The 22,935-nt window shown below is 28.4% G+C and carries 21 protein-coding genes; 3 read left to right on the top strand and 18 right to left on the bottom strand.

Going from position 1 to position 22,935, the window contains the following annotated elements; translation table 11 throughout:
- Positions 1–17: 17 nt before the first annotated feature.
- Entirely contained in the window at positions 18–2,087 is a 2,070-nt protein-coding gene (locus IPM32_03135; protein ID MBK8944244.1) for a T9SS type A sorting domain-containing protein, read from the top strand.
- Between the two features lie 42 nt (positions 2,088–2,129).
- On the opposite strand, the gene IPM32_03130 is transcribed toward IPM32_03135, so the two are convergent.
- The 3 genes from IPM32_03130 to IPM32_03120 form a co-directional block, all read right to left on the bottom strand.
- A complete protein-coding gene (locus IPM32_03130) occupies positions 2,130–2,927 on the bottom strand; it encodes a LysE family transporter (GenBank protein MBK8944243.1) in 798 nt (265 codons plus the stop codon).
- Positions 2,928–3,015: 88 nt separating this feature from the next.
- A complete protein-coding gene (locus IPM32_03125; GenBank protein ID MBK8944242.1) occupies positions 3,016–3,522 on the bottom strand; it encodes a histidine phosphatase family protein in 507 nt (168 codons plus the stop codon).
- A 14-nt stretch (positions 3,523–3,536) separates the two neighbouring features.
- On the bottom strand, positions 3,537–4,136 hold the full coding sequence (locus tag IPM32_03120; GenBank protein ID MBK8944241.1) for an HD domain-containing protein: 600 nt from the start codon (positions 4,134–4,136) through the stop codon (positions 3,537–3,539).
- Positions 4,137–4,254: 118 nt separating this feature from the next.
- Between IPM32_03120 and IPM32_03115 the strand changes: the two genes are divergently transcribed.
- Together IPM32_03115 and IPM32_03110 are read left to right on the top strand one after the other, a co-directional pair.
- Positions 4,255–4,833, top strand: a complete 579-nt coding sequence (locus IPM32_03115) for a hypothetical protein (GenBank protein MBK8944240.1) — start codon at positions 4,255–4,257, stop codon at positions 4,831–4,833.
- Positions 4,830–6,755: a TonB-dependent receptor gene (locus tag IPM32_03110; GenBank protein MBK8944239.1), complete on the top strand. Its 1,926-nt coding sequence runs from the start codon at positions 4,830–4,832 to the stop codon at positions 6,753–6,755. The genes IPM32_03115 and IPM32_03110 overlap by 4 nt, the downstream gene beginning before the upstream one ends.
- Positions 6,756–6,782: 27 nt before the next feature.
- On the opposite strand, the gene IPM32_03105 is transcribed toward IPM32_03110, so the two are convergent.
- The 15 genes from IPM32_03105 to IPM32_03035 all read right to left on the bottom strand — a co-directional run bounded on the left by IPM32_03105 (position 6,783) and on the right by IPM32_03035 (position 22,735).
- Complete coding sequence (locus tag IPM32_03105) at positions 6,783–7,379, bottom strand: SCO family protein (protein ID MBK8944238.1); 597 nt, start codon at positions 7,377–7,379, stop codon at positions 6,783–6,785.
- A gap of 3 nt (positions 7,380–7,382) precedes the next feature.
- On the bottom strand, positions 7,383–8,120 hold the full coding sequence (locus IPM32_03100; GenBank protein MBK8944237.1) for a sulfite exporter TauE/SafE family protein: 738 nt from the start codon (positions 8,118–8,120) through the stop codon (positions 7,383–7,385).
- A 72-nt stretch (positions 8,121–8,192) separates the two neighbouring features.
- Positions 8,193–9,158: a hypothetical protein gene (locus tag IPM32_03095; GenBank protein MBK8944236.1), complete on the bottom strand. Its 966-nt coding sequence runs from the start codon at positions 9,156–9,158 to the stop codon at positions 8,193–8,195.
- Positions 9,155–9,823, bottom strand: coding sequence for an ABC transporter ATP-binding protein (locus tag IPM32_03090; protein MBK8944235.1), 669 nt, complete (start codon positions 9,821–9,823; stop codon positions 9,155–9,157). Before IPM32_03090 ends, IPM32_03095 begins: the two co-directional genes overlap by 4 nt.
- The gene (locus IPM32_03085) at positions 9,820–10,998 is read right to left on the bottom strand and encodes an FtsX-like permease family protein (GenBank protein MBK8944234.1); all 1,179 of its coding nucleotides are present in this window, start codon (positions 10,996–10,998) and stop codon (positions 9,820–9,822) included. Before IPM32_03085 ends, IPM32_03090 begins: the two co-directional genes overlap by 4 nt.
- Positions 10,995–11,306: a hypothetical protein gene (locus IPM32_03080; protein MBK8944233.1), complete on the bottom strand. Its 312-nt coding sequence runs from the start codon at positions 11,304–11,306 to the stop codon at positions 10,995–10,997. The genes IPM32_03085 and IPM32_03080 overlap by 4 nt, the downstream gene beginning before the upstream one ends.
- Positions 11,299–12,414: a nitrous oxide reductase accessory protein NosL gene (locus tag IPM32_03075; GenBank protein MBK8944232.1), complete on the bottom strand. Its 1,116-nt coding sequence runs from the start codon at positions 12,412–12,414 to the stop codon at positions 11,299–11,301. Before IPM32_03075 ends, IPM32_03080 begins: the two co-directional genes overlap by 8 nt.
- Before the next feature lie 113 nt (positions 12,415–12,527).
- Positions 12,528–12,971, bottom strand: coding sequence for a FixH family protein (locus tag IPM32_03070; GenBank protein MBK8944231.1), 444 nt, complete (start codon positions 12,969–12,971; stop codon positions 12,528–12,530).
- A 54-nt stretch (positions 12,972–13,025) separates the two neighbouring features.
- Positions 13,026–14,450 carry a cytochrome c oxidase accessory protein CcoG gene (gene ccoG / locus IPM32_03065; GenBank protein ID MBK8944230.1) on the bottom strand — a complete coding sequence of 475 codons (1,425 nt, stop codon included), beginning with the start codon at positions 14,448–14,450 and terminating at the stop codon, positions 13,026–13,028.
- 126 nt (positions 14,451–14,576) lie between these two features.
- On the bottom strand, positions 14,577–15,392 hold the full coding sequence (locus tag IPM32_03060) for a c-type cytochrome (protein ID MBK8944229.1): 816 nt from the start codon (positions 15,390–15,392) through the stop codon (positions 14,577–14,579).
- Positions 15,379–15,582, bottom strand: coding sequence for a cbb3-type cytochrome c oxidase subunit 3 (locus IPM32_03055; protein MBK8944228.1), 204 nt, complete (start codon positions 15,580–15,582; stop codon positions 15,379–15,381). Before IPM32_03055 ends, IPM32_03060 begins: the two co-directional genes overlap by 14 nt.
- 8 nt (positions 15,583–15,590) lie before the next feature.
- Positions 15,591–17,717: a cytochrome-c oxidase, cbb3-type subunit I gene (gene ccoN / locus IPM32_03050; GenBank protein ID MBK8944227.1), complete on the bottom strand. Its 2,127-nt coding sequence runs from the start codon at positions 17,715–17,717 to the stop codon at positions 15,591–15,593.
- 171 nt (positions 17,718–17,888) lie between these two features.
- Positions 17,889–18,071, bottom strand: coding sequence for a cbb3-type cytochrome oxidase assembly protein CcoS (gene ccoS / locus IPM32_03045; protein MBK8944226.1), 183 nt, complete (start codon positions 18,069–18,071; stop codon positions 17,889–17,891).
- Positions 18,071–20,488: a heavy metal translocating P-type ATPase metal-binding domain-containing protein gene (locus tag IPM32_03040; protein MBK8944225.1), complete on the bottom strand. Its 2,418-nt coding sequence runs from the start codon at positions 20,486–20,488 to the stop codon at positions 18,071–18,073. Before IPM32_03040 ends, ccoS begins: the two co-directional genes overlap by 1 nt.
- A gap of 204 nt (positions 20,489–20,692) precedes the next feature.
- Entirely contained in the window at positions 20,693–22,735 is a 2,043-nt protein-coding gene (locus tag IPM32_03035) for a DEAD/DEAH box helicase (protein MBK8944224.1), read from the bottom strand.
- Positions 22,736–22,935: the final 200 nt, after the last annotated feature.

Raw genomic sequence — 22,935 nt, 5'->3', positions numbered from 1 at the left:
TTTTTAGGGAAACATATATGAAAAAGGTATTACATTTTATAATCTTTATTTTTTTAATTAATAATAGTCATTTTTCTCAAACAACTATTTTTGAAGATCCTTTAATTGGTGGTACATCTCATGGCACATTAGTAGGAGGTTCTTTTACTTCAGAAGGTTATAAACCTGGTAAAGGCACGGGACATATTCTTTATAAACTACCATATGAAGTTCCCAATGGCTATTTAGAATTTCAGATTAAAGGTTTTACCGCCGCGGCAATTGAAGATCCAGAAGGTGATGCGGACAATGGTTTTTTTGGAATGTATGATGGTCGGGGAATTACAGAGCCAATAATGTATTTCGATGATTTCAAAACGAATTTTTTCAGATGGAATTTTCATTATAGACAAAATAAAAATGCATTCAAATCCGTAATTCAATGTTCAGCACCTACACCAGAAAGACTAAATGCAACAAAGGCTGTTTTTGGTTATGATAGCGAGGGATTAATTGCAAAGGATTGGGGAGAAGAACCTACAGGTATTAATTATATTACAAATTCAACAACATGGTATACTGTTAAAGCAGAATGGAAAAATAAAAAGTTTACCATTAGTATAAATGGTACCGCTGTTTGGTCGGTTACTGATGGCATTTATGATTATGTTCCAAAAGATCATAAAATTTGGTTAGGTAGTGCTCCTGGAGTAGGTGATAAATATACAAACTCAGTTCCTGGTTTAACCTATCGTAATTTAAAAGTTGTAACATATGGTACAGTTGTTGCTCCTGATACTTTAAATATTTCTCCACAAAATCAAAATGTAAGTTTTTCATCCGGACAGGTTGATTTTATAATTGAATCTAATGTTAATTGGTCAGTAAGTGAAAATTCTGATTGGATATCAAGTTCTGTTGTTTCAGGTATTGATAACGGTTCATTTACAATAAATTATCTTGAAAATAATTTAGAGATTGATAGAGAGGCAATAATTACTGTAAGTGGAGGAAATATAACACGTAATATTAAAATAACTCAGGTTGGTAAACCTGCAAGTTATTTAGAACTATTATCACCAGATTCGATAAATGTGGATTTTCATAGTGGAGATTTTATTTTAAACATTGAATCTAACACAAATTGGTCACTATCAAGTAATGTTGATTGGATAACAATTTCACCGTCTGATAGTTTTGGAAATGCTTCAATTGCAATTTCGTATCTAAAAAACAATAGTAATGCTGAAAGAATTGCTATAATTACTTTGAGCAATGATGTAATTATACGAACACTTAAAATTAAACAGACAGGAGCAGATTTTTACATCAGTATTAATCCTTCATTTTGGGAAGTTTCTAATAAAGCAGGCTCAGTAAGTTTTTATATTGAATCAAATCAAACTTGGACAATAAATAATAGCAACAATTGGATTGTACCTTCTATCAGTGGGGCAGATGGGGATGCATCTATTCTTATTAATTTTCATGTAAATACGGATACAAGTAAAAGAGTTGGAACAATTTACATTGTAAGTGAAAATATTCAAGATTCTTTAAAAATAATTCAAAATGGAGCATCTCCAGTTGAAATCATTGGAACAAGTAACCCAATAAATGGCGGGACAATTGTAGGAGCCGGAATTTATGGAGAGGGTGCACAAGCAAATATCAAAGCTATTGCTAATGATGGATGGAAATTTGATAATTGGACGGATAACAGTATAGTTATAAGTTCAGATTCTGTTTTGACATTTAAAGTTAGTGTTCAGAAAGAAATTGTAGCAAATTTTAGTCCGTTAACAGATATTGATTTTGACAAAATTCCAGAAGAATATGGATTATTCCAAAACTATCCCAATCCATTTAATCCATCTACATCAATAAGTTTTAGTCTGCCGGAAAATTCTAAAGTTGTTTTAAATGTTTATAATTTATTAGGTCAAAAATTATTAGAAATAAGTAATAAAAATTATAATGCCGGTAATCATTCAATAAATTTTGATGGAAAAGATTTAGCAAGCGGAATTTATTTATATTCAATTCAAGCAGTTGGTATAAGTGGTAAGAATTATCAAAATACAAGAAAAATGATTTTGATGAAATAAATTTTTTCTTAGAAGGGTGATTATAAAATCATCCTTCTAATTTTATATCAATACAATCCCTTGATAAATGAGATAAACGGCAATTCCCAAAAGAAATATTCCTAAAGTTTTTATCAATCCGTTAAGCCATTCAATTTTTAATTTCTCTTTGTGTTTTATCAAAAACTTTGAGAGAAAGTAAAACCAAATAAAACTTCCTACGCCAACCATAGTTGCATAAGTTAAACTTAAAACCAATTTGGGTAAAGATTCTTGTTCAACATCTATTGAATTTTCATTTGGTATAAAATTATACTTTTCTAAATTTTCTAATTTCTTCCCGGTAATTTCTTCAATTGAAACTACATTATCATACATCAACATATCTAAGCCGCCGGTGTTTAATCCAATTGAAGATGCAAATGAAAGCAAAAGAAATGAAGATGTGAACCATCCAAGAAATAAGGAAGGATTTGTTAAATTTAATAACAAACCGGTTCTTAATCCTCCGGATGATTCTATATTTTTTTCTGAATTTTTGGTTTTTCTAAGTTCTTCAATTTTTAGTTCGGTTCTAAAAATTTTTATAGCAACATAAACTAAAAAAACAGATCCAACTATTAAAATAATTGGAATTGCAGAATTATAATAATTGTATAAAGATGTAAATCCGTAAACGGCAATAAAAACATAAAGAAATTCTACAACTGCGCCGCCGAAAGCTAAACGCAAGCAATATCTAAATTTATTGTTTAATGCGTTGGATGTAACTAAAATACTTATTGGACCAGCAATTGGAACCGAAAAAAAGAAACCGGCAAATAAACCCAATCCAATAATTACTAATAAACTTTCGGTCATTACTTTTTTAAAATTAATGATATTAAAAATTTAATTTAGCAAATCAATTTGTGAATACAAAAAGTAAAATTTTGCGAAAGTTGTTTTCTTAATTTTTCGATTTTAAATACTTTTTTGGATATTCAAATAAAACTAATTTCCCGGTTTTGCCTTCTATATTCTTCCATGAATTTAAATCAAAATCAATTTTAACAAATCCGCTTGTCGGAATATTATCAATAATTTTATCTGATAAGTAATTTGAGACTTGCGTAAAAGTTGGATTGTGCCCGAAAATCATAATTGATTCTATATTATCATCAACAGTATAAACTATCCTCATAATATCAGAAACTACTGCATGATATATTTTTTCGTCTTTAATTATTTTTTGCAAATCGAAATTCAGAGATTGGGCAATAACTTCTGCGGTTGAAATTGCTCTCTGCGCCGGACTCGAAAATACAATTTGCGGTGTTGAAATTAATTTTGATAAAATATTACCCATAAATGGAGCATCACGTAAACCCCTTTCGTTCAATGGTCTTTCAAAATCAGAAAGTAATCTATTTTCCCAGCTTGATTTGGAATGCCGCATTAAATAAAGTGTTTTCAAATATTTTTCCGCATTTAATTTTCAGTAAATTTTTTATATTCTGAATATAATTTTTTCAGATTATTCTGCTTCTTCTCTTCAAATATTTCCCATGCCGCTTTTGTATGAAATTTTGTTTGAATAACAAAATCCATATTTTTTTTCATCCATTCAATTTCAGAATAAACTTTGTTTCTTCTGCTTGCAATTTCAATTCGTAACAATTTACTTTTTTCAAAAAAAGAATCGGAGCCAACATTACAAACATCTGCATCGCAAATTATTTCTTCTAATAAATTTTTTGGATTGTGCGGAAGAGCAGTAACTTTTATACAATTTGTAATAATTTCAATTTCTGTTTCAGCAATATTTTTTGAAAGTAAATAATCTACAGCAAAATCCGCACTTAATTCTTCGTGTCCTTCCCAAGTATTAAAATGTCCAACATCGTGAAACCAAGCTGCAGCAATAATTAAATTGGTTTCATCTTGTTTTAGATTTGATAAATCCGAAATTCTTTTTACAGCTTCAACAACTTCTAAAATATGGTTTAAATTATGATAAACATTTTCCGGAGGATTATTTTTATCATAATAATTTTTTATGTAATTCTCTATTTCTAAAATATTAATCAAAGTTCGTATGGCTTCAAATTATATTTTAATTATTTATTTTTCACTTATGAAAAATTTGTTGAACGAAACAAAAATACTAAATAAAATTTTATTTAGGTTAAATCAATATTGAGAATTTTTGGCAATTATGCGAAATAAAATCCGTTCCCTTATATATTTCTTTTTTATAATTCTTGCATTTTTTACAAGTAATATTTTTTTTGCACAAGAAATTAAATGGGAAAATCTTTCACTTGGTCCAAATTTATCTTATTTAATATTTACAGAAGATTTAGGAAATAATTGGCAAAATTCTCCAGCTATCGGAGGTTCAGCTACTTATAAGATTCATGCAAATCTATATGCAATTGGCGAAGGTTATATATCTAAAATTAATTCTTGTGAAAAAAGTTTTCCGGACATAATTTATTTAGGAATTCTCGGCGGTATTAAACATTCAACAAATATTACTGAAAATATTTCTGTAATTTTTTCCAGCGGAATTCAGAGTAATACTTTTGAGTTTGAGGATGAAGCTGAAAATAAACTTGAAGACAATACAAGCGAATCAGAATTTGGCATATTTATCGGAACGGGGATTAGCTCAAATTTACTTTACAAAATTCCAATTGATATTAATTTTCGTTACCAATCAATTTTTTCAAAACCAGTTACAATTAAAATAATTTCTATAAGTATATCGGTTTTTGTTTTGTGAGAAAAATCGACAAAAATATTGTTATAATTATTTTATACTTGCATTGCGGTCTTATTAATTTTGCTCAAGAAAATAATTTTGTTTATCAAAAAATTTCAATTGATAAATTCTCTTTAAGAAACTCAAATTTTTTTAACTCAAATATTTTCTATAATAATTATGGTGCTAATAGATTTTCAGCGAATCCAGCTTTTTCAGTTTTAGATAATTTTAATTCACTTAGTACAAAAATTATTTTAAATGAGCTTCCTATCAACATTTCTCTACTTGGTTATAATTCATTGGATTTTTTACCAATTGATATTTTAACAAATGAAATTTCCGAAAGTAATTTTGCTTCGGATAATTCAATTAAAATATTTAGTAAAAAAATTGCGGATAGTTTAGAAATTAATGTAAGAAGTTTTTTAGGCGGAGAAACTGGTGATCCATTAATTCATATTTTTACGCGACCTGAAATATCTCATACAAATAAAAATAAAATTATTCCTTCTGCAGCATTTAGTCTGGCAAATTCAATTGATAAAATTAACTTCAGAATTTCCGCAGGATATTTTGGATTTTTTTCAACCGGATCTATAAATGATCAAATTATGTTTAATAAAAGTAATTATTATTTCGGAAAACAAAATAAGCAGTTTTTAGCCGGAAGTGAAATAAACTATAATATTAGTGAAACAAAAAACATTGAGTTTAAATTTAATTTTATCAGTTATTACGGTTGGGATATTCCGCCGTTTATAAATTCATTTATTCATTTTGAAAATTATTTTCATAGAGCGCAATTATCATTCAATAATATAATTGAAGATTTTACATTCACTTTTAAAAAAGATGGTCAGTTAGTTTATTTCAATAAAACAGAAAAAGAAAATGAAATTGGCGCTTTAGAAAGTGATATTTCTTTTTACGCAAATTGGTTGAAAAGTTTTAACAAAGATTTTATAAAAATTTCTGCTGAGCTAAATAATATTTCGACACAAAATACTAAAACCAATTCTGAAAATATTTTTGAGAAATATCTTAATAAAGAAATAAATAAGTTTATTGCAAATTTTGATTTCAACTACTTTTCTAATATTAGTGATAATTTTAATAGTGATTTGAAAATTATTTATACAAATCACTATTTGCGTTCATCAATATCGTTCAATTCAAAATTAGGATTTAGAGTAAATGCTAATAATAATATTTTCCTACAATTTAGTTCATTCGTAAATTATCCTAAGGAAATTGAGTTATACGGAAATTATTCAAAAGAGTTCACGAGTTTTGAAAATCAAATGATTATGTTATCAAAAATTAATTCAAATGAAAAGTTAACTTATGAAAGAAGAATAAATTTGGGATTAAAATATGTGAGTGATCTTTCTGAGAATTTCCGTTTTGAAATTTTTCCGTTAATTGAATTTGTGAAAGATCCAATTGAAATGAAAAGTAATAATGCTGATAGAGATTATTTTACAAATGAATTAATATTGAATGGAAATTATCTGAATGGAAAAGATAAAAGTGCAATAAGTATTTTTGGTAATTTAAATTACTTGGTTTCTGATAACACTGAAATTAATTATGAATATAAATTTACGGATAATACCGAAATATTATTTTCTCCCAAACACAAATCAAGATTAGAAATTGATTATAGCTTACCAATATTGGGGTTCTTTAAATTAAATTGGATTTATCAATCATCAACAAGATGGAAAAATTTTGATATTTCAGAAAATGATTTGTGTAAGATTGATGGATTTTCAACAATAAATTTTTATTACTCTTTAGAATTAAGGAAATTTTATTTTGTTGAAAGTTTGAATTTAATTTTCGGATTAGAAAATTTATTTGATGAAGATGTTAAATATTTACCAAATGGAAATTTGTTCAATCGTTTAATAAAATTTTCATTTAGTGCTGAATTTTAATAAAATAATTTTTTGCAGATAGCTAAACTATAAGCCGGATAAGGTTTTCACGTCATTAACAATTTCATTAATTATAATTTTACTTCCAATATAATTTTTTCTTAAAATCCCATTTTGATCAATCAATTGAATTCTATCTGTATGAACATAGTAAAAAGTTTTTAATCCGTTTTCATAAATTGTAGAATCTGATTTAATAATTACCATTCCAACTTCTTTCATTAATGAATCAACAGTTTGTTTTGAACTTGTTAAGAAATTCCAATTGTCTAAATTTAAATCTCTAACTTTTGCAAAACTTTTTAATACAGAGGGTTTATCAACATCCGGATCAAAACTTATTGAAACAAATTCCACATTAGAAATTTTTTGTTTATTTAATTCTTCTTGAATTAAGCGCATATTGTTTGTGGTAAGCGGACAAACATCAACACAATTTGAAAATATATAACCCACAACAGAAATTTTTCCCTTTACCAATTTTGGGAACTCAACTTGAATACTATCTTGATTTAAAAAAATAAAATTATGTGTAGTTAAATCTTCTAATTCCTCTAAATCTGCTTTACAGCCAATAAATATTTGAGTAAAAAGAATTGCGGTAAAAATTAATATTTTATTCATTAGTTAATTTTTATTTAATTGTTCTTCGGTCGGTTCACAATATTCTGCATTTTGCAAAGCATCGTTTGTTAATTTTGGACTTATGTAATCAATATTTAAATTCAATCCTCTTAGTATAAAAATAATTGCAAGAATAATAGCAAAAACCGGAATTAACTTATTCATTTTTCGTTTAATATTTATGCTTATAAATTTTCCAACCAAAGCAGTTCCAAGCATTATTGGAGTTGTGCCTAAGCCAAAAAGTGCCATAAATATTGCGCCGGATAAAGCATTACCAGTAGTAATTGCGCCAGCTAATCCAACATAAACAAATCCACATGGAAGAAATCCGTTAAGAATTCCAAAGATAAATAATTCTTGAGGCGAGCCGGTTTTTGTTAATCTCTTAAATGAACTTTTTACAAAATTGCTTAGAATTTGGTAAGGATATGTTAAAGATAATTTTCCTTTGAATTTACTTGGCATTAAATAATATAGTAAAATTGAAACACCGATTGCAATTGTTACAAATTGTTGAAATCCTACAAAAGTAATTCCTCTTCCGAAAAAACCAAACACGGCACCGAAAAATGTATATGTAATAATTCTGCCAAAATTATATAAAACTCTGCTGAGGATTAAAATTGAATTAGAAGAATTTCCGGTTGGTAACGCTAATACAATTGGTCCGCACATTCCAACGCAATGAAAGCTACCTAAAAAGCCTATTAAAAAACCGCCTAAAACTTCTGGTCCCATAAAGAATTTAAATGTTCAGTGTAAAAGTAACTTGATTATAGATTAATTGGAACGTAAAAAATTAATTTAATTTTACAGCCAAACACCATTTATTAAATAATATTTAACTGGAAAAAATGTTACCAATAAAACGTAAACAGAAATAAAAAAAAGTGACCAATTATATCTATTTAAATTTATATCCAAAAAATATTTTAAAACAAAAATCGAAATTCCAAAGAATGTTCCAAGAAATAAAAATGCATAAAGAAAATAACCAATGAAATTATAATCTTTTTGTAAAATACAGAAAGGGCAATGATGTGTTGGAAGTTCGTATATGTAAGTACCAAAAAAACTTGTAAGTGTAATTAAAGAAAATATTAAGAAAAATAAATTGGTAATTCCAATAAATCTTAATTTTTTTTTCAATGTGAAATAAAGTAGAGTAAAAAACGAAAAATAGAAAATTGGAACTGAAATATAATTAGGTATGTTAGTAATTTGACCAACAACTGAACTTGTTTCTTCATTAAAAACAGTACTGCAGCAGCTTACAATTTTTTGCAGATTTATATCAAAGAAATATAAAATTTGTACAATTAATTCTGATAAAAAGAAAAAATAGATAAATAAAAAATATTTGAATTTACTTTTCGTAAAAGGAAAATTTTCGTCTTCCATATCTTTATTATTTACTAAAATCCAAAATCCGAAAAGGTAAATATTAATGAGTTTTACAATTAAAAGATAAATTCCATAATCAGATGAAGTTGTTACTCCAACTGCACACATTGCTCCAGGAATGATGTTTGATAATTTATCAAGTGTGTAAATAAAAAATATTATTGAAATGATTTTTAGATATAATGAAAATTTGATTATGTAAGAGGCAAGATAACTTTGCTTTTCTAAATTATATTGAGTTGAAGTAGTTTCACTTAAATTGAAATTCTTAAATATTTTGTATGAAATAATTGCTGCAATAGAGTTAAAAATTAGAAGTAAAAAATCAATTACAAATAAAACAATTACTTCCGGAGAAATTAAAATACTCATCTAATTTCACCCAAATGAATATCAATAATTTTATCAACGAAATTTAAATTGTAAAAAATTGGATCGTGACTTGCCAAAAGAATTGTAATTCCTTTTGATTTTAGATTTTGAATAATTTCAATAAAATTCTGAGAAAGTTTTGCATCTAAATTTGCAGTAGGTTCATCTGCTAGAATAATTTTCGGATGATTTATTAATGCTCTTGCAATTGCAACTCTTTGCTGTTCACCTCCGGATAATTTTTTAACCAAAACATTTTTTTTATCAAGCAGAGAAAAATCACTTAATAAATTTTCAACTCTTTGTTCAATTTCAGATTTACTTAATTTACTTGGAATTAGAGGAATTATTATGTTATCAAAAGCAGTTAAATCAGAAATTAAATTAAACTTTTGAAAAATAAATCCAATTTTTTCTTGTCGCAACAAAGATGAGAATTTATCCGGAAGTTTTGCAATTGATTTTTTATCAACAATAACTTCGCCGCTTGTTGGTTTTATCAATCCGCCAATTATTGATAAAATAGTACTTTTCCCGCTTCCGCTTGCTCCGCGTAAAAGTGCAAATTCATTTTCACTAATCTTGAAAGAAATATTTTTTATCGCATAATGTTCATCAATTTTACCGGAGTTAAAAATTTTATTTATGTTAATTAATTCAATCAACGTAAAACCTCATCTGCATCTATTATCGCAGCACGCCAAGACGGAATTAAAGTTGCCAAAATATAAACCGGAACAGTTAATATAAAAATTAAGAATAGAACATTAAAATCAATTGTTGGCAAAAGTTGAAATTGCGGTTTTAAATTACTTACGCCTGTAAATAAATTTCTTAATAATGGAGCTTGCAAATTGAAAACATAGAACAGCGCTAAACCGGTTCCTAAAAAAAATGAAAAAATGGAAATTAAAATTCCTTCAAGAAATTTCATTTGTAAAATATTTTCTGTCTGCCATCCAACTGCTTTAAGAATTCCAATTTCTCTTTGATCTTCCTTGCTCAAGCCGCTTGCTTTATCATAAATTAAAATGAAGAAAGAAACAAAAGCTGTTAAAAATAGTGCTAAAAATATTCCGGTTTTATAATCAAAAATATTTTGATATGAAGATTCGATATCATTACGACTGACAATTCTGCAATCGGGAAACATATTTTGAAGTTTTTGTTTTACAATTTCAGTTTCACTTGGATTTGGAATTTGAACAACAATATCCGTGGATAAATTTTCAGAAATACCAAATATCTCCCGCACATAATTTTGCGGCATTAATATTACATCATTTGTTTCTAAATTTGATTCACTTTTAAATGTGCCAAGAATTATTGATTCTAATTTTCCGCCGGTAACTTTATCAAAAACAAAATAATTTTTATAAAAATTTTTCTCAAGGAGTTTGTTTATTCCTTCTCCGGTAATTATAAAAGCTGTATTAGTTGAATCAATTTTACTTGAATAAAAATTAATTATATCATTATAATGAGTTTTGTAATACTGCAAATCAAAATCAATTCCCACAAGTGTGAAGTTTACATTTTCATTTTTAAAATAATAATAACCCCAAATTCTTTCTTGAACATTTGAAATACCGGCAATATCAATAATATCGTAAATTCTGTCGGTCGGTATTAAGGTTTGTCTTCCTCCACTCATTTTCTGAATAATTAATTCCGGTAATTCATTCACGCAAATTTCCAATACTTTTTTTATTGAAGAAGAAATTGATAATACCGAGACAAGTAAAAAAACAAGAAAAGTAAAAACAAAAATTACAGCAATTTTTTTTACAAAATTTCTTTGTAAAGATTTTATCGTAAATTCTATTAATTTAATATTCATTGTTGGATTTGTAATTCCGAATTGTTTGGCAAATGAATATTATAAATAAATGAAGAAGGGTAATATTCCAATAAATTTCCGTCATCTGGAACAATTGAAAAAATATTTGTGATTGAACGATGTCTAATCCAAATTGCTTCAGTTGATAAAGCTAAATCCGGAAGCTGAACTAAGTTTACGGATTTTCTTTTTATGTGAAATAATTTTGATTTTTGTTCTGAATAATATCCGTAATAAATTATTTCGAAAATTGAAATTGTAATTACTAAAACAAAAATGAATAAAAATTTTGTTGTTGATTTATTCATCTAATTTGTAAACAATATCTTTTGTAATTTCATTAAAATTATTGATTAATTTTCCGCCATGATCTTTTAAAAATTCCTTTGCACTTTTTTCAGTACTAAATGGAATTAGTTCGTTGCCCATTGGTCCAAGCACATCGCTATTAATTACATATAAAGATTTTTTGCCATTTATTTTTGTTTGCGAGTAATAATCGGTAACGTAAATATTTTCGATTATCAATTTTTCTTTAGTCCACTTTTCAGGTTCAAAATAAAATTTCATAAGATCTTTAACGCCATCGAAATATAATTTTTTTTCAATCATTTCAATAACTGCAGCCCACTTTGGATATTTGTAAACAAACATTCCACAAACCGGACATTTGGCATTCTGAGGAACATCAATTTTTACGGATTCGCTTTCTTTATCATTTCTTTTTGATTTTACATCCCACAAATAAAGAGCAATTATTTGAAGATTTTGCTCATCAATTTCTTTGCAAATATTTTTTTTCTTAATGTGAGCTTTTAACTCAGCTATGTTTGCAAAATTTTTAAAATCAATATTTTTATCACAAAGATCTTCAAATAATTTTTCACCTTTTGGATAAACTTTCATCTCTTTTCTTTTAATCAACATAGATGTTTCTTCGGATAATTGCTTTTCAACTATTTCCGTTACAGATTTGAAATCAATAATATTTTTTCCATTAAACTTTTTGCTGAATTCTTCAGCATCATTTTTTGTGGAAAAAGCAATTTTACTTACCGGCGACATTGTCCCTTGAACGTCACTACCAACAACGTAAAAAGCGTCTTTTACATTTATCATTTTTTCAGTTTTTGCATCTACAACTAAAATATTTTTTATATGATTTTTATGATTTGGTTTATCTGTACACAAACAATGGAGTGAGCAATACTGATTTATATTTCCATCGTTTTGTTCAATTGCATGATTTGTTTTATAGAACATTTTTAAATTCATTCCGCAAACCGAACACCAATCTTTTGCTTCACCTTTTTGCAAAATTTTCGCATTTTGAGTCTGAGCATTTTTAACGAAATTATTTTCTTGAGCAATTATAGATGTTGAAATTACGAATAATGTAAAAATGATTTTTATCATTCAATCACCTTTGTAATCTTTGGTTTATCGTAAAATTAATAAAAGTTATGCAAAATGTTTTCAAAGCAGAAAATGTTTTTTTAGGGGAATGAAATTAAATTGAGATTATGATTTTATTGAATCATAATAATTTCATCACTCAAATATGAAATAGAATCTGCAATCCAATCAACTTTAATTTTCCACATTCCGGAAATTAATTTTTCTGTTGGAATAGTTTGCGTAAAATTAGAATCAATTTTTATTGGAATGGTTAAATCCAAATTTCTTTCAGAAGGTCTGTATAAAAAAATATTTCCGCCAATATTTTTGTAATTAAGATTATTTGGAAACTGAAGTTGAATATTATTTTCCACAATGGAAATTTTCAGATTTTCTTTAAGTTCATTAGTTCTTTTTACTTTTTCCATTGTTTCATTGTATTGAACTTCAGCTTCGTAATAATCGTCTCTAACCAAATTCACATCTTGATTAAAAGAAAAATAAATTAACCAAATTGATAATAGCATAAAAACAATTATTGAAATTGTTATTCCAACACCCCAGCTGATTTTCATGTTTTCTTTCCTAGGAATTACTTCTTAATCTAAAAAATATTTACGAAAAATGATTTATTTATTCTCCAATTTTTGTCCAGCAACTTTTCCTAAAAATGATGTTTTAATTACATCAATAATTTTACCGTTAGCTTTTACTGCAATTTCTATTGGAGTGTTTAATGATTTAATACTTTCTTTTGGAATAATTACGAAAAATTTACCTTCAGAAACTCCTTGCGGCTGTGTGGTAATATCGCCAGCAACTAATTTAACTTCACCCGGCATATTATTTAATTCCAAAGTTGCCGGTAAAGTGTTAAATGTTTTGTTAATAATTTTTACATCATATAAATTACTTAATTTATCTCCAGGTTGTTCCTGAGCCATTAAACCGGCAGTTCTAACTATTGATAATTCAAAATCAGATCTTGTTGATAATAAAAATGTAATAAATGAAAACAGCAGAATTAAGACAATTGTATATCCAATTGCTTTTGGGGTGAAAATTTTTCTATCTCCGGTTTCAATTTCATTTTTTGAGGCATATCGGATAAGACCTTCCGGACGTTTAACTTTTACCATTACCTCATCACAAGCATCAATACAAGCTGTACAATTTATACATTCTAATTGAGTACCATTTCTAATATCAATTCCGGTTGGACAAACATCAACACACAAATGACAGTCAATACAATCGCCAAGATTTTGTTCTTCATCTTTCTTAATTTTCCCTCTTGGTTCCCCTCGTTTATAATCATAATGAATTACAATCGAGTTTGGATCAAGCATAACTCCTTGCAATCTGCCGTATGGACAAATCATTGTGCAAACTTGCTCTCTGAAATAAGCACCCATAAAATAAGTTGCACCCGTAAATAAAATCATTGCAATAAATCTTCCTAAAACATCCGGAATTGGTTTACTTGCTAATTCTACTAATGCATCAATTCCTATTACCCAAGCGAGTAAAGCATTTGCAATTAAAAATGCAAGTATGAAAAATATTCCTTGTTTTAAAGCTTTCTTAAAAATCTTTTCACCATTCCATGATTGCTTATTTAATGCTTTTTGTTTATTTGCATCGCCTTCAATTAGGTATTCAACTTTTCTGAAAACCATTTCCATAAAAATTGTTTGCGGGCATATCCATCCGCAGAAAATCCTCCCGTAAACAACTGTAAAAAGGAATATTGAAATAATTAATCCAATAATTGTAAGAACAAAAAGATGAAAATCATGCGGACCAAATGCAATTCCAAATAAAATAAATTTTCTTCCTAAAATATCCAGCAACATTAACGGATGTCCATTTACTTTTATTAATGGAACAAAAAACAAAACCGCTAAAAGTATTATTGCAACAATTACTCTATACTTATGAAAATTTCCGGAAGGTTTTTTGGGATAAATCCAAATTCGCTTGCCTTCTTCTGTAACAGTTGCTAAATGATCTCTGAATTCTTCTTTGTTTGGGGTTTGGTTTGAAGTGTTCATAGCTTAAAGTTTTTTTAGAGTATAAAATATTTTTCAATTAAAACTTACAAAATATTTTCATCTAATAAAAAACCCCAGTAAATAAAAATCATCTGCTGGGGTTTGAAATAAATATATAGTTTATCCTTAATAAGTGTACAGTGTACCTTCGGCTGCTTTCTGATTTGCCGGATTTGTTCCTCTTAAAGTCAAAATATAACTTGCAACTTCCTGCATTTGGTTTGGATCAAGCTGGGTTTGCCAGCTAATCATTCCTTTTGCCGGAACTCCGTATTTAATAGTTTTAAACAAATCATTTATCTTATTTCCATGAATCCAATAATCATCAGTAAAATTAGGCCCAACTAAACCTTCACCATTTTGACCATGACAAGCAGCGCAATTTTTGACAAAAATATCTTTTCCGTTTGCTAATGCCGCAACATCATTTGTTACGGTAACATTATCCTCATTTAAGAGTTTACCGGATTTATTTAATATTTCTCTTTCCATTGCGGCAACTTCAACTTCGGCAGTAAATTCATCTTCTTGAACATTACCGGAGCCAAGTATATGATAATCAACCATGTAAATTGTTGCCCATATAATTGATCCGTAAAATATAGCCATAAACCATGGCGGAATTTTATTATTCAATTCTTTTATTCCATCAAAATCATGATCTAATAGAAGTTTTTGTTCATCATTAATACTTGGTCTTTGGTTTAAAAGATGCATAAGTTTTTTAAAGCCGGATTCTTCTGCCTTATCACCTTTTTCAGAGTAAACTAAAACTAGCCACATTATTACAGCAACTAAAAAAGCTGTAACTGCTACCATGATTTTTATTATTGACTCAAGCTCGTTTCCGGTTTCTGTTGCAGTTTGAGCAATTAACGGTGAGCTTAAAATGAATAACAAAAACAGAGCAGCAAACGTTTTAAATTTTTTAATCAATTTCATTTTTGTTCTCTTTATTATTTGAAAAATTATCATTATCTAAAGGGATATTTTCTAATTCTGTAATATAATTTTTGTCTCTTGTGTAAATCCAAATTACAGCTCCGATAAATACACAAAAAAACAAAATCAATGTTATTACAGGATATATTCCTACATTTTCAATTGAGCTTAAATAATTAGAAAATTTCATTTGTTCACCTATTTATTCTGAGCAACCTCAGCTTTGATATCCGTTCCTAATCTCTGAAGATAAGCTATTAAAGCAATTATTTCTTTATCAGGATCAACAACTATTCCGTTATCCAATAAATCATTAGAAATTGTTTGAGCTTGTTGAGTTAATTCTGCTCTTGCTTGTGATTCATAACCCTCGGCATAAGGAACTCCCAAAGTTCTCATAGCAGAAATTTTTGCTTCAAGATTTGAATCATCTAATTTATTTTCTAAAAGCCATGGATAAGGCGGCATTAATGAGCCAGGCGACATTGATCGTGGATTTTCCATATGTAAATAATGCCACATGTTTGAATATTTTCCACCAATTCTGTGCAAATCCGGACCAGTCCTTTTTGATCCCCATAAGAATGGATGATCGTAAACGAACTCACCGGCTTTTGAGTATTCGCCATATCTTTCAACTTCAGATCTAAAAGGTCTTACCAATTGTGAATGACAGCTATTGCAAGCTTCTTTAATATAAACGTCTCTTCCTTCCAATTCTAAAGGAGAATATGGTTTAACAGATGCAATTGTTGGAATGTTTGATTTAATTAAATAAGTTGGAACAATTTCAATAATTCCTCCAATAATAATTGCAACAAACGCAAGAACGGTAAATAAAACAGCTTTTGATTCAATATATCTGTGAATCATACCATATTTTAGTTTTTCTGTCATTGGTCCGCGTGGTGCAGCTTCAGCGGCTTCGTTTGCTTCAAACGAACCTTGTTTCATTGTTTTAACTAAATTGTAAACCGCTATCAATAATCCAGTAAGATATAAAGCTCCACCAATTGAACGCATTATATACATTGGAACAATTTGTAAAACAGTTTCTAAGAAGTTTGGATATTTTAATAAGCCGAGCGGAGTAAATTCTTTCCACATCAATGATTGCGTAATACCAGCCCACCACATTGGAATAACCCAAACTACAATTCCTAAAGTTCCGATCCAGAAATGTGCATTGGCTAATTTTTTAGAATATAATTCTGTTTTCCACATTTTTGGAACAAGCCAGTATAACATTCCAAAAGTCATAAATCCGTTCCACCCTAATGTACCAACATGAACGTGTGCAGGAATCCAATCTGTAAAATGTGCTAATGCATTTACATTTTTTAATGATAACATTGGTCCTTCAAAAGTTGACATACCGTAAGCAGTAACGCCAACAACAAAGAATTTTAAAACCGGATTATCTCTAACTCGATCCCACGCTCCTCTTAACGTTAATAAACCATTCAACATTCCACCCCAAGATGGCATCCATAACATAATCGAAAAAACTGTTCCAAGTGATTGTGCCCAGTTTGGTACTGCTGAGTATAAAAGATGATGAGGTCCAGCCCAAATGTAAATAAATATTAAAGTCCAGAAATGTAATATTGAAAGTTTATAAGAAAATATTGGTCTGTTTACAGCTTTCGGTAAATAATAATACATCAATCCTAAAAATGGTGTAGTTAAGAAAAATGCAACTGCATTGTGACCATACCACCATTGAACTAATGCATCTTGAATTCCCGCATAAACAGGATAACTTTTCAAGAATGTAACCGGAAGTTCTATTGAGTTCCCGATATGTAAAACAGCAACAGTTACAAATGTTGAAATGTAAAACCAAGCTGCAACATAAATATGTTTTTCTCTTCGCTTTATCAAAGTTCCAATCATATTAACACCAAAAACAACCCAAACTAAAGCAATCAAAATATCAATTGGCCATTCTAATTCTGCATATTCTTTAGAAGTTGTAATTCCGGAAACTAAAGTTACTGCGGCAAGAACTATTATTAATTGCCATCCCCAGAAATTAATTTTACTCAGAATATCACTAAACATTCTGGCTTTTGTAATTCTTTGTAAAGAATAATAAACTCCCGTAAAAATTGCATTACCGACAAATGCAAAAATTGCGGCATTTGTATGCAATGGTCTTAGACGACCAAAAGTTGTGTATGATATACCAAAGTTTAATTCGGGGACGTATAGTAGAATTGCAATCCACAATCCAGCTAGAAGACCAACAACTCCCCAAACAACTGTGGCAACCAAAAACAGTTTAACTATTTGATTGTCATAGTTGAATTTTTCAACATTCATAAAAGAGGCTCCTTATATGGTTAATTAGTAAATCTATTTTTTGTTAGAAACTTCCGTTAAAAAATGTAAAATTATGAATTTTGAAATATCTCAATTCTATTTTAGAATGTTTTTTTTATCCTATTGTTAACAGATTTAAAACCACACTAAAAAAAATTTAAGAAGTTTCTATTACTTATCAGCATCTTTTGTCTTTTCTTTTTCATTCTTACTTACCTCACTATCAAATAAAATTCTAACGGATGGAGTATAATTATCATCATACTGACCCGTTTTTACTGACCATATATATGCTGCTAAAAACATAATTGCCACAAACGAACTGAATGCTATTAAAACAAATATTACATTCATTAAAGTAAATTTCTCCTTTTTGCCATTAAATTTGTTGTTAAAGTTGCAAAAACAACAACGGAAATTGAACTTAAAGGCATTAAAATTGCTGAAATTACTGGGGATAAAGTTCCTTGAACTGCAAAACTTAAACCAATTATATTGTAGAAAAAGGAAATTATAAAACTTAAAATAATAATATTTTTGCTGGTTTTAGAAAATTTTATAAAATCGTTTAATTTACTAAATGATTTTGAATCTAATATCCCATCGCAAGCGGGAGAAAAATTATTAACATTTTCTGCAATTGAAATTCCAACATTACTTTTCTTTAAGGCACCGGCATCATTTAATCCATCCCCAATCATTAAAACTTGTTCATCATTTTTCTGTAATTTTTCTATATAAGTTAGTTTGTCAAACGGAGATTGTTTAAATAGCATTTCCGTATTTGGATTAAAAAATTCGGTAAGCAATTTTTTTTCACTATCATTATCGCCAGATAGAATTGATAATTTGTATTCATTTTGAAGTGCTGAAATTACTTCTTTCAAATTTTGTCTGTATGAATTTGAAATTGTAAAAAATCCCTTTGTCTTATCATCAAAAGCTAAGTACACTTTTGTACTTAAATTATTTTCATCTTTATCAGAAAATTCATTTACGTAAACTCTTGATCCAATTTGGACTTTTATACCTTGAATATTTGCAGAAATTCCTTGTCCCGGAATTTCTTTATAATCTGAAATTTTAAACAATTCTGCTTCGGGAAAAATTCTAAAAATATTTTTACTTAAAGGATGAGAAGAATTATGTACAAGAGATTTTACTAATTTAATTTCGAATTCCGATAAATTATCACCAACAAATTCAACTTTTGCATTTTGAGTTTCTGTAATTGTTCCGGTTTTATCAAAAACAATTGAAGTAATTTTTGATAATTTTTCTATCACCAAAGTACTTTTTATATAAAATTTATTTCTTCCGAAAATTCTTAAACTATTTCCGAGTGTGAACGGAGTTGATAAAGCAAGCGCACACGGACATGCAATTATTAACACAGCAGTTAGTGAATTAAATGCCAAACTTTTATCAATCGAGAACCAATAAAATGCGGCAGATGCGGCAATGAGAATAATTACAAAAGTAAAATATTTGCTAACTACATTAACAAATGCATCAATTTTACTTTCATCTTCTTTGTGAAAAGTTTTGTTATTCCAAAGCTGAGTTAAATAACTTTGCGAAACTTCTTTAATAATTTCAACTTCAATTGCGCCGCCGACTTGTCTTCCACCCGCATAAATTAAATCGCCATTAATTTTCTCAACCGGATTTGATTCGCCGGTTACAAAGCTATAATCAATAAATGCGGTTCCATTTATTAACACAGAATCAGCGGGAATTAATTCTCCATTCTTTATAATTATTCTGTCTTTAACTTCTAATTTTTCAACGGGTTTTGTTGTTTCAATTTTATTTTTCAAAATTGTTACGGCAATTGGGAAGTACGATTTGTAATTTCTTTCAAAATTTAAAGCGGCGTAAGTTTTACTCTGAAACATTTTTCCAACAATCATAAAGAAAACAAGTGCAGTCATCGAATCTAAATATCCGGCGCCGGTTTGTGTAAAAATTTCGTAAAGGCTTCTTAAGAAAAGGACTAAAATTCCAATAGAAATTGGCACATCAATATTTACTATTTTTTTTCTTAAACCTTTAAATGCAGAAATAAAATAATCGCTAGCGCTGTAGAAAAATACCGGAAGTGAAAATAAAACATTCAAATAACTGAAAACCGGTTTTACATCATCCGTTGTTATTTCATTCAAAGATAAATATTCCGGAAAACTAAAAAGCATAATATTTCCAGCGGCAAATCCGGCAACGCCTATTTTATACCATAGTTTTTTATTTATAATTGCAGATTTTTCAACTTCTTTTTCGGCAAGATTTAAATCGGGTTCATAACCAATAGAATCAAGGAGAAAAACGATATTTTTAAGATTTGTTTTTGATTCTTCAAATTTTATGGAAACAATTTTCTTTAAAAAGTTTGCTTCAGAATGTATAATTCCCGAATCCATTTTGTATAAATTTTCCAAAATCCAAATACAAGAACTGCAATGAACTTGAGGAATGCTGAAGGTTATTGTAGTAATTTTTCCGTCGGTAAAATCAATAAGTTTTTCTTTTAAATCTGCGTCATTAAGAAAATCAAAATTTTTCTTAATATCATTCTTTTTTGTTAAACCGGGATTTTCATCAAGAGTATAATAGGTGCAGAGATTGTTGGCATCTAAAAGTTCATAAACCGTTTTACATCCGTTGCAGCAAAAAATTTTATCGCCGATTTTAATTTCATCATCTGCGCATTCTTCACCGCAATGAAAACATAATAGTTTTTCAGATATGCTAATTTCTTCTTGAACCTTCACTTTCTTTTTATTTTTGGATGAATATAATTGATGGGATAAAAGATAATTATTTTTTGGCAAATAAGAACTAAAAAAAAAGACAATTTGTATTTAATTTTAGATGTCTTTATCGGATTTTAGAAAATGTTACAAATCTTTCTCGATTTCTCACATTTTTAAAATCCTGAAATTATGGTATTCTGGTCTGAAAATATTTTTATAAAATTATTTTTTTCTTCTCAATTTTTTTCTCTGCGGTGCAGAATCATCGACCCAAACTTTTTTAGGTTTTCTATCTCTAAATGATTTTGATTCATCATTCGATTTTCTAAAATCACTTCGAGATTCATTACGCGGTTTACGAGAATCACTTTTTGATTCACTTCTTTTTTTTCTAAATTCACCGCTTGCTTCTTCTTTTGGCTTTCTAAAATTGTTTGTATCTTCTCGTTTTCTTCTAAATTGACTATTTAAATCTTCTCTTTTTCTCTTAAAATTTCCGCGTGTTTCTTCTTTCGGTTTGCCATAATCTTTTCTTGGTTCGTCTTCAAATTTATTAAAATCTCTTTTAGAATTATTTCGAGGTTTTCTATCACTAAATGATCTAGAATCGTCTCTGTATTTTCTAAAATTTTCTCTTGGTTTTCTATTATCATCATTTTTAGGTGATGAAATTTCCAAATTAATTTTTCTTCCTCTAAAATCTTTTCCGGAAGTGTTTTTAATCAAAATATTTTCAAAAGCTTTTTCTGTTTCGAAAAATGAAAATGTTTCCTTAATCTGAATTTCACCGATTTCAATTTCTTTATTGCCGGAATTATCTTTTACAATTCCAATAATATCCGTTGGCTTTAAACTATCTTTTTTACCAAGATTGATAAAAAATCTGCTCATTTCACTATTTGATTTATTAGTTCTGCCTTCACCAAATTTTCTATCGGGTTTATTTAAATCAGGAAGATTTTTGTAATATTCAACAAATCTGTTAAACTCAACAGAAACAAATTTTTTAATAAGTTCTTCTCTATCAAGCCACTCAAGTTTGTTAATAATTTGAGGAAGAAATTCGTCAATCTGAGTATGGTCAACTGTAACTTTTTCCATTCTATCAATTAAATGGAAAAGCTGCTTTTCGCAGATTTCTTTTCCCAATGGAACTTCAGAAATTTCAAACTTTTTACCAAGCTGTTTTTCAATCATGCCAATTTTATGCTTTTCCTTTAAATTTGCAATAACGATTGAACTTCCGGATTTTCCAGCACGACCGGTTCTACCGCTTCTGTGTGTGTAGATTTCTAATTCATCCGGCAGATTGTAATTTATAACATGAGTTAAATCATCAACATCTAAACCGCGAGCGGCAACATCTGTAGCAACAAGCAATTTTAAATGTTTAATTCGGAATTTATTCATCACAATATCACGCTGGGCTTGTGATAAATCGCCGTGAAGCGAATCTGCATTATATCCGTCTTGAATTAATTTATCTGCAATTTCCTGCGTTTCATTTCTGGTTCTGCAAAAAACAATTCCATAAACTTCTGGATGAAAATCCACAATTCTTTTTAAAGCTAAATATCTATCACGCGATTGTACAAAATAAATTTTGTGAGTAATATTTTCCGCGCCAATATTTTTTCTTCCAATAGTTATTTCTTCAGCTTCAGTCATATATTTTTTCGAAAGCTGAAAAACTTCATCCGGCATTGTTGCAGAAAAAAGTAATGTATTTCTTGTTTTGGGAGTTTGATTTATTATTGCATCAAGTTCTTCTCTAAATCCCATATTTAACATTTCATCGGCTTCATCCAAAACCAATGTTTCAACTTTTGATAAATCAACAACATTTCTATTTATTAAATCTACAAGTCTTCCCGGTGTAGCAGAAACAATATGAACTCCGCTTTTTATTGCTGAAATTTGTTTTTCAATACTTGATCCGCCAAACACCGCTGCAATTTTTACATTTCCGGAATTTTTGGAATAATCTTTTAAATCATCTGCAATTTGCAAACATAATTCTCTGGTTGGACTTAAAATTAAATGTTGAATTTTACTTGGTTTTCCTTTCGATTTTTGAATAATCGGAATTCCGAAAGCTGCAGTTTTACCGGTTCCGGTTTGAGCAAGAACAACCAGATCTTTTGCATTATTTTCAATTAAATATGGTATTACTTCTTCTTGCACCGGCATTGGAGTTTTAAATCCCAACTCTTCTAATGCATTTACAATATTATTTTCTACGCCTAATTCAATAAATGACTTCATATAAATTTTCAAAACTCCTAAATTTTTTTAAATCAACTATAAAGGTAACGAATATATAATTAGGATTTATAAATATTTGGATAAATGATTTATTTTATTTACACTTGCAGCCATTAAAATGTATCTGAAAGTTATTCTAAAGTAACTTCTGAAAAATTAAAATTATTGTCATGCTGAACTTGTTTCAGCATCTAAAAGAT

The organism is Ignavibacteriota bacterium, from assembly GCA_016716225.1.
Lineage (GTDB): Bacteria > Bacteroidota > Ignavibacteria > Ignavibacteriales > Melioribacteraceae.
Note: the sequence above shows the minus strand (reverse complement) of the source record. Positions and strands in the feature narration are given on the sequence as shown.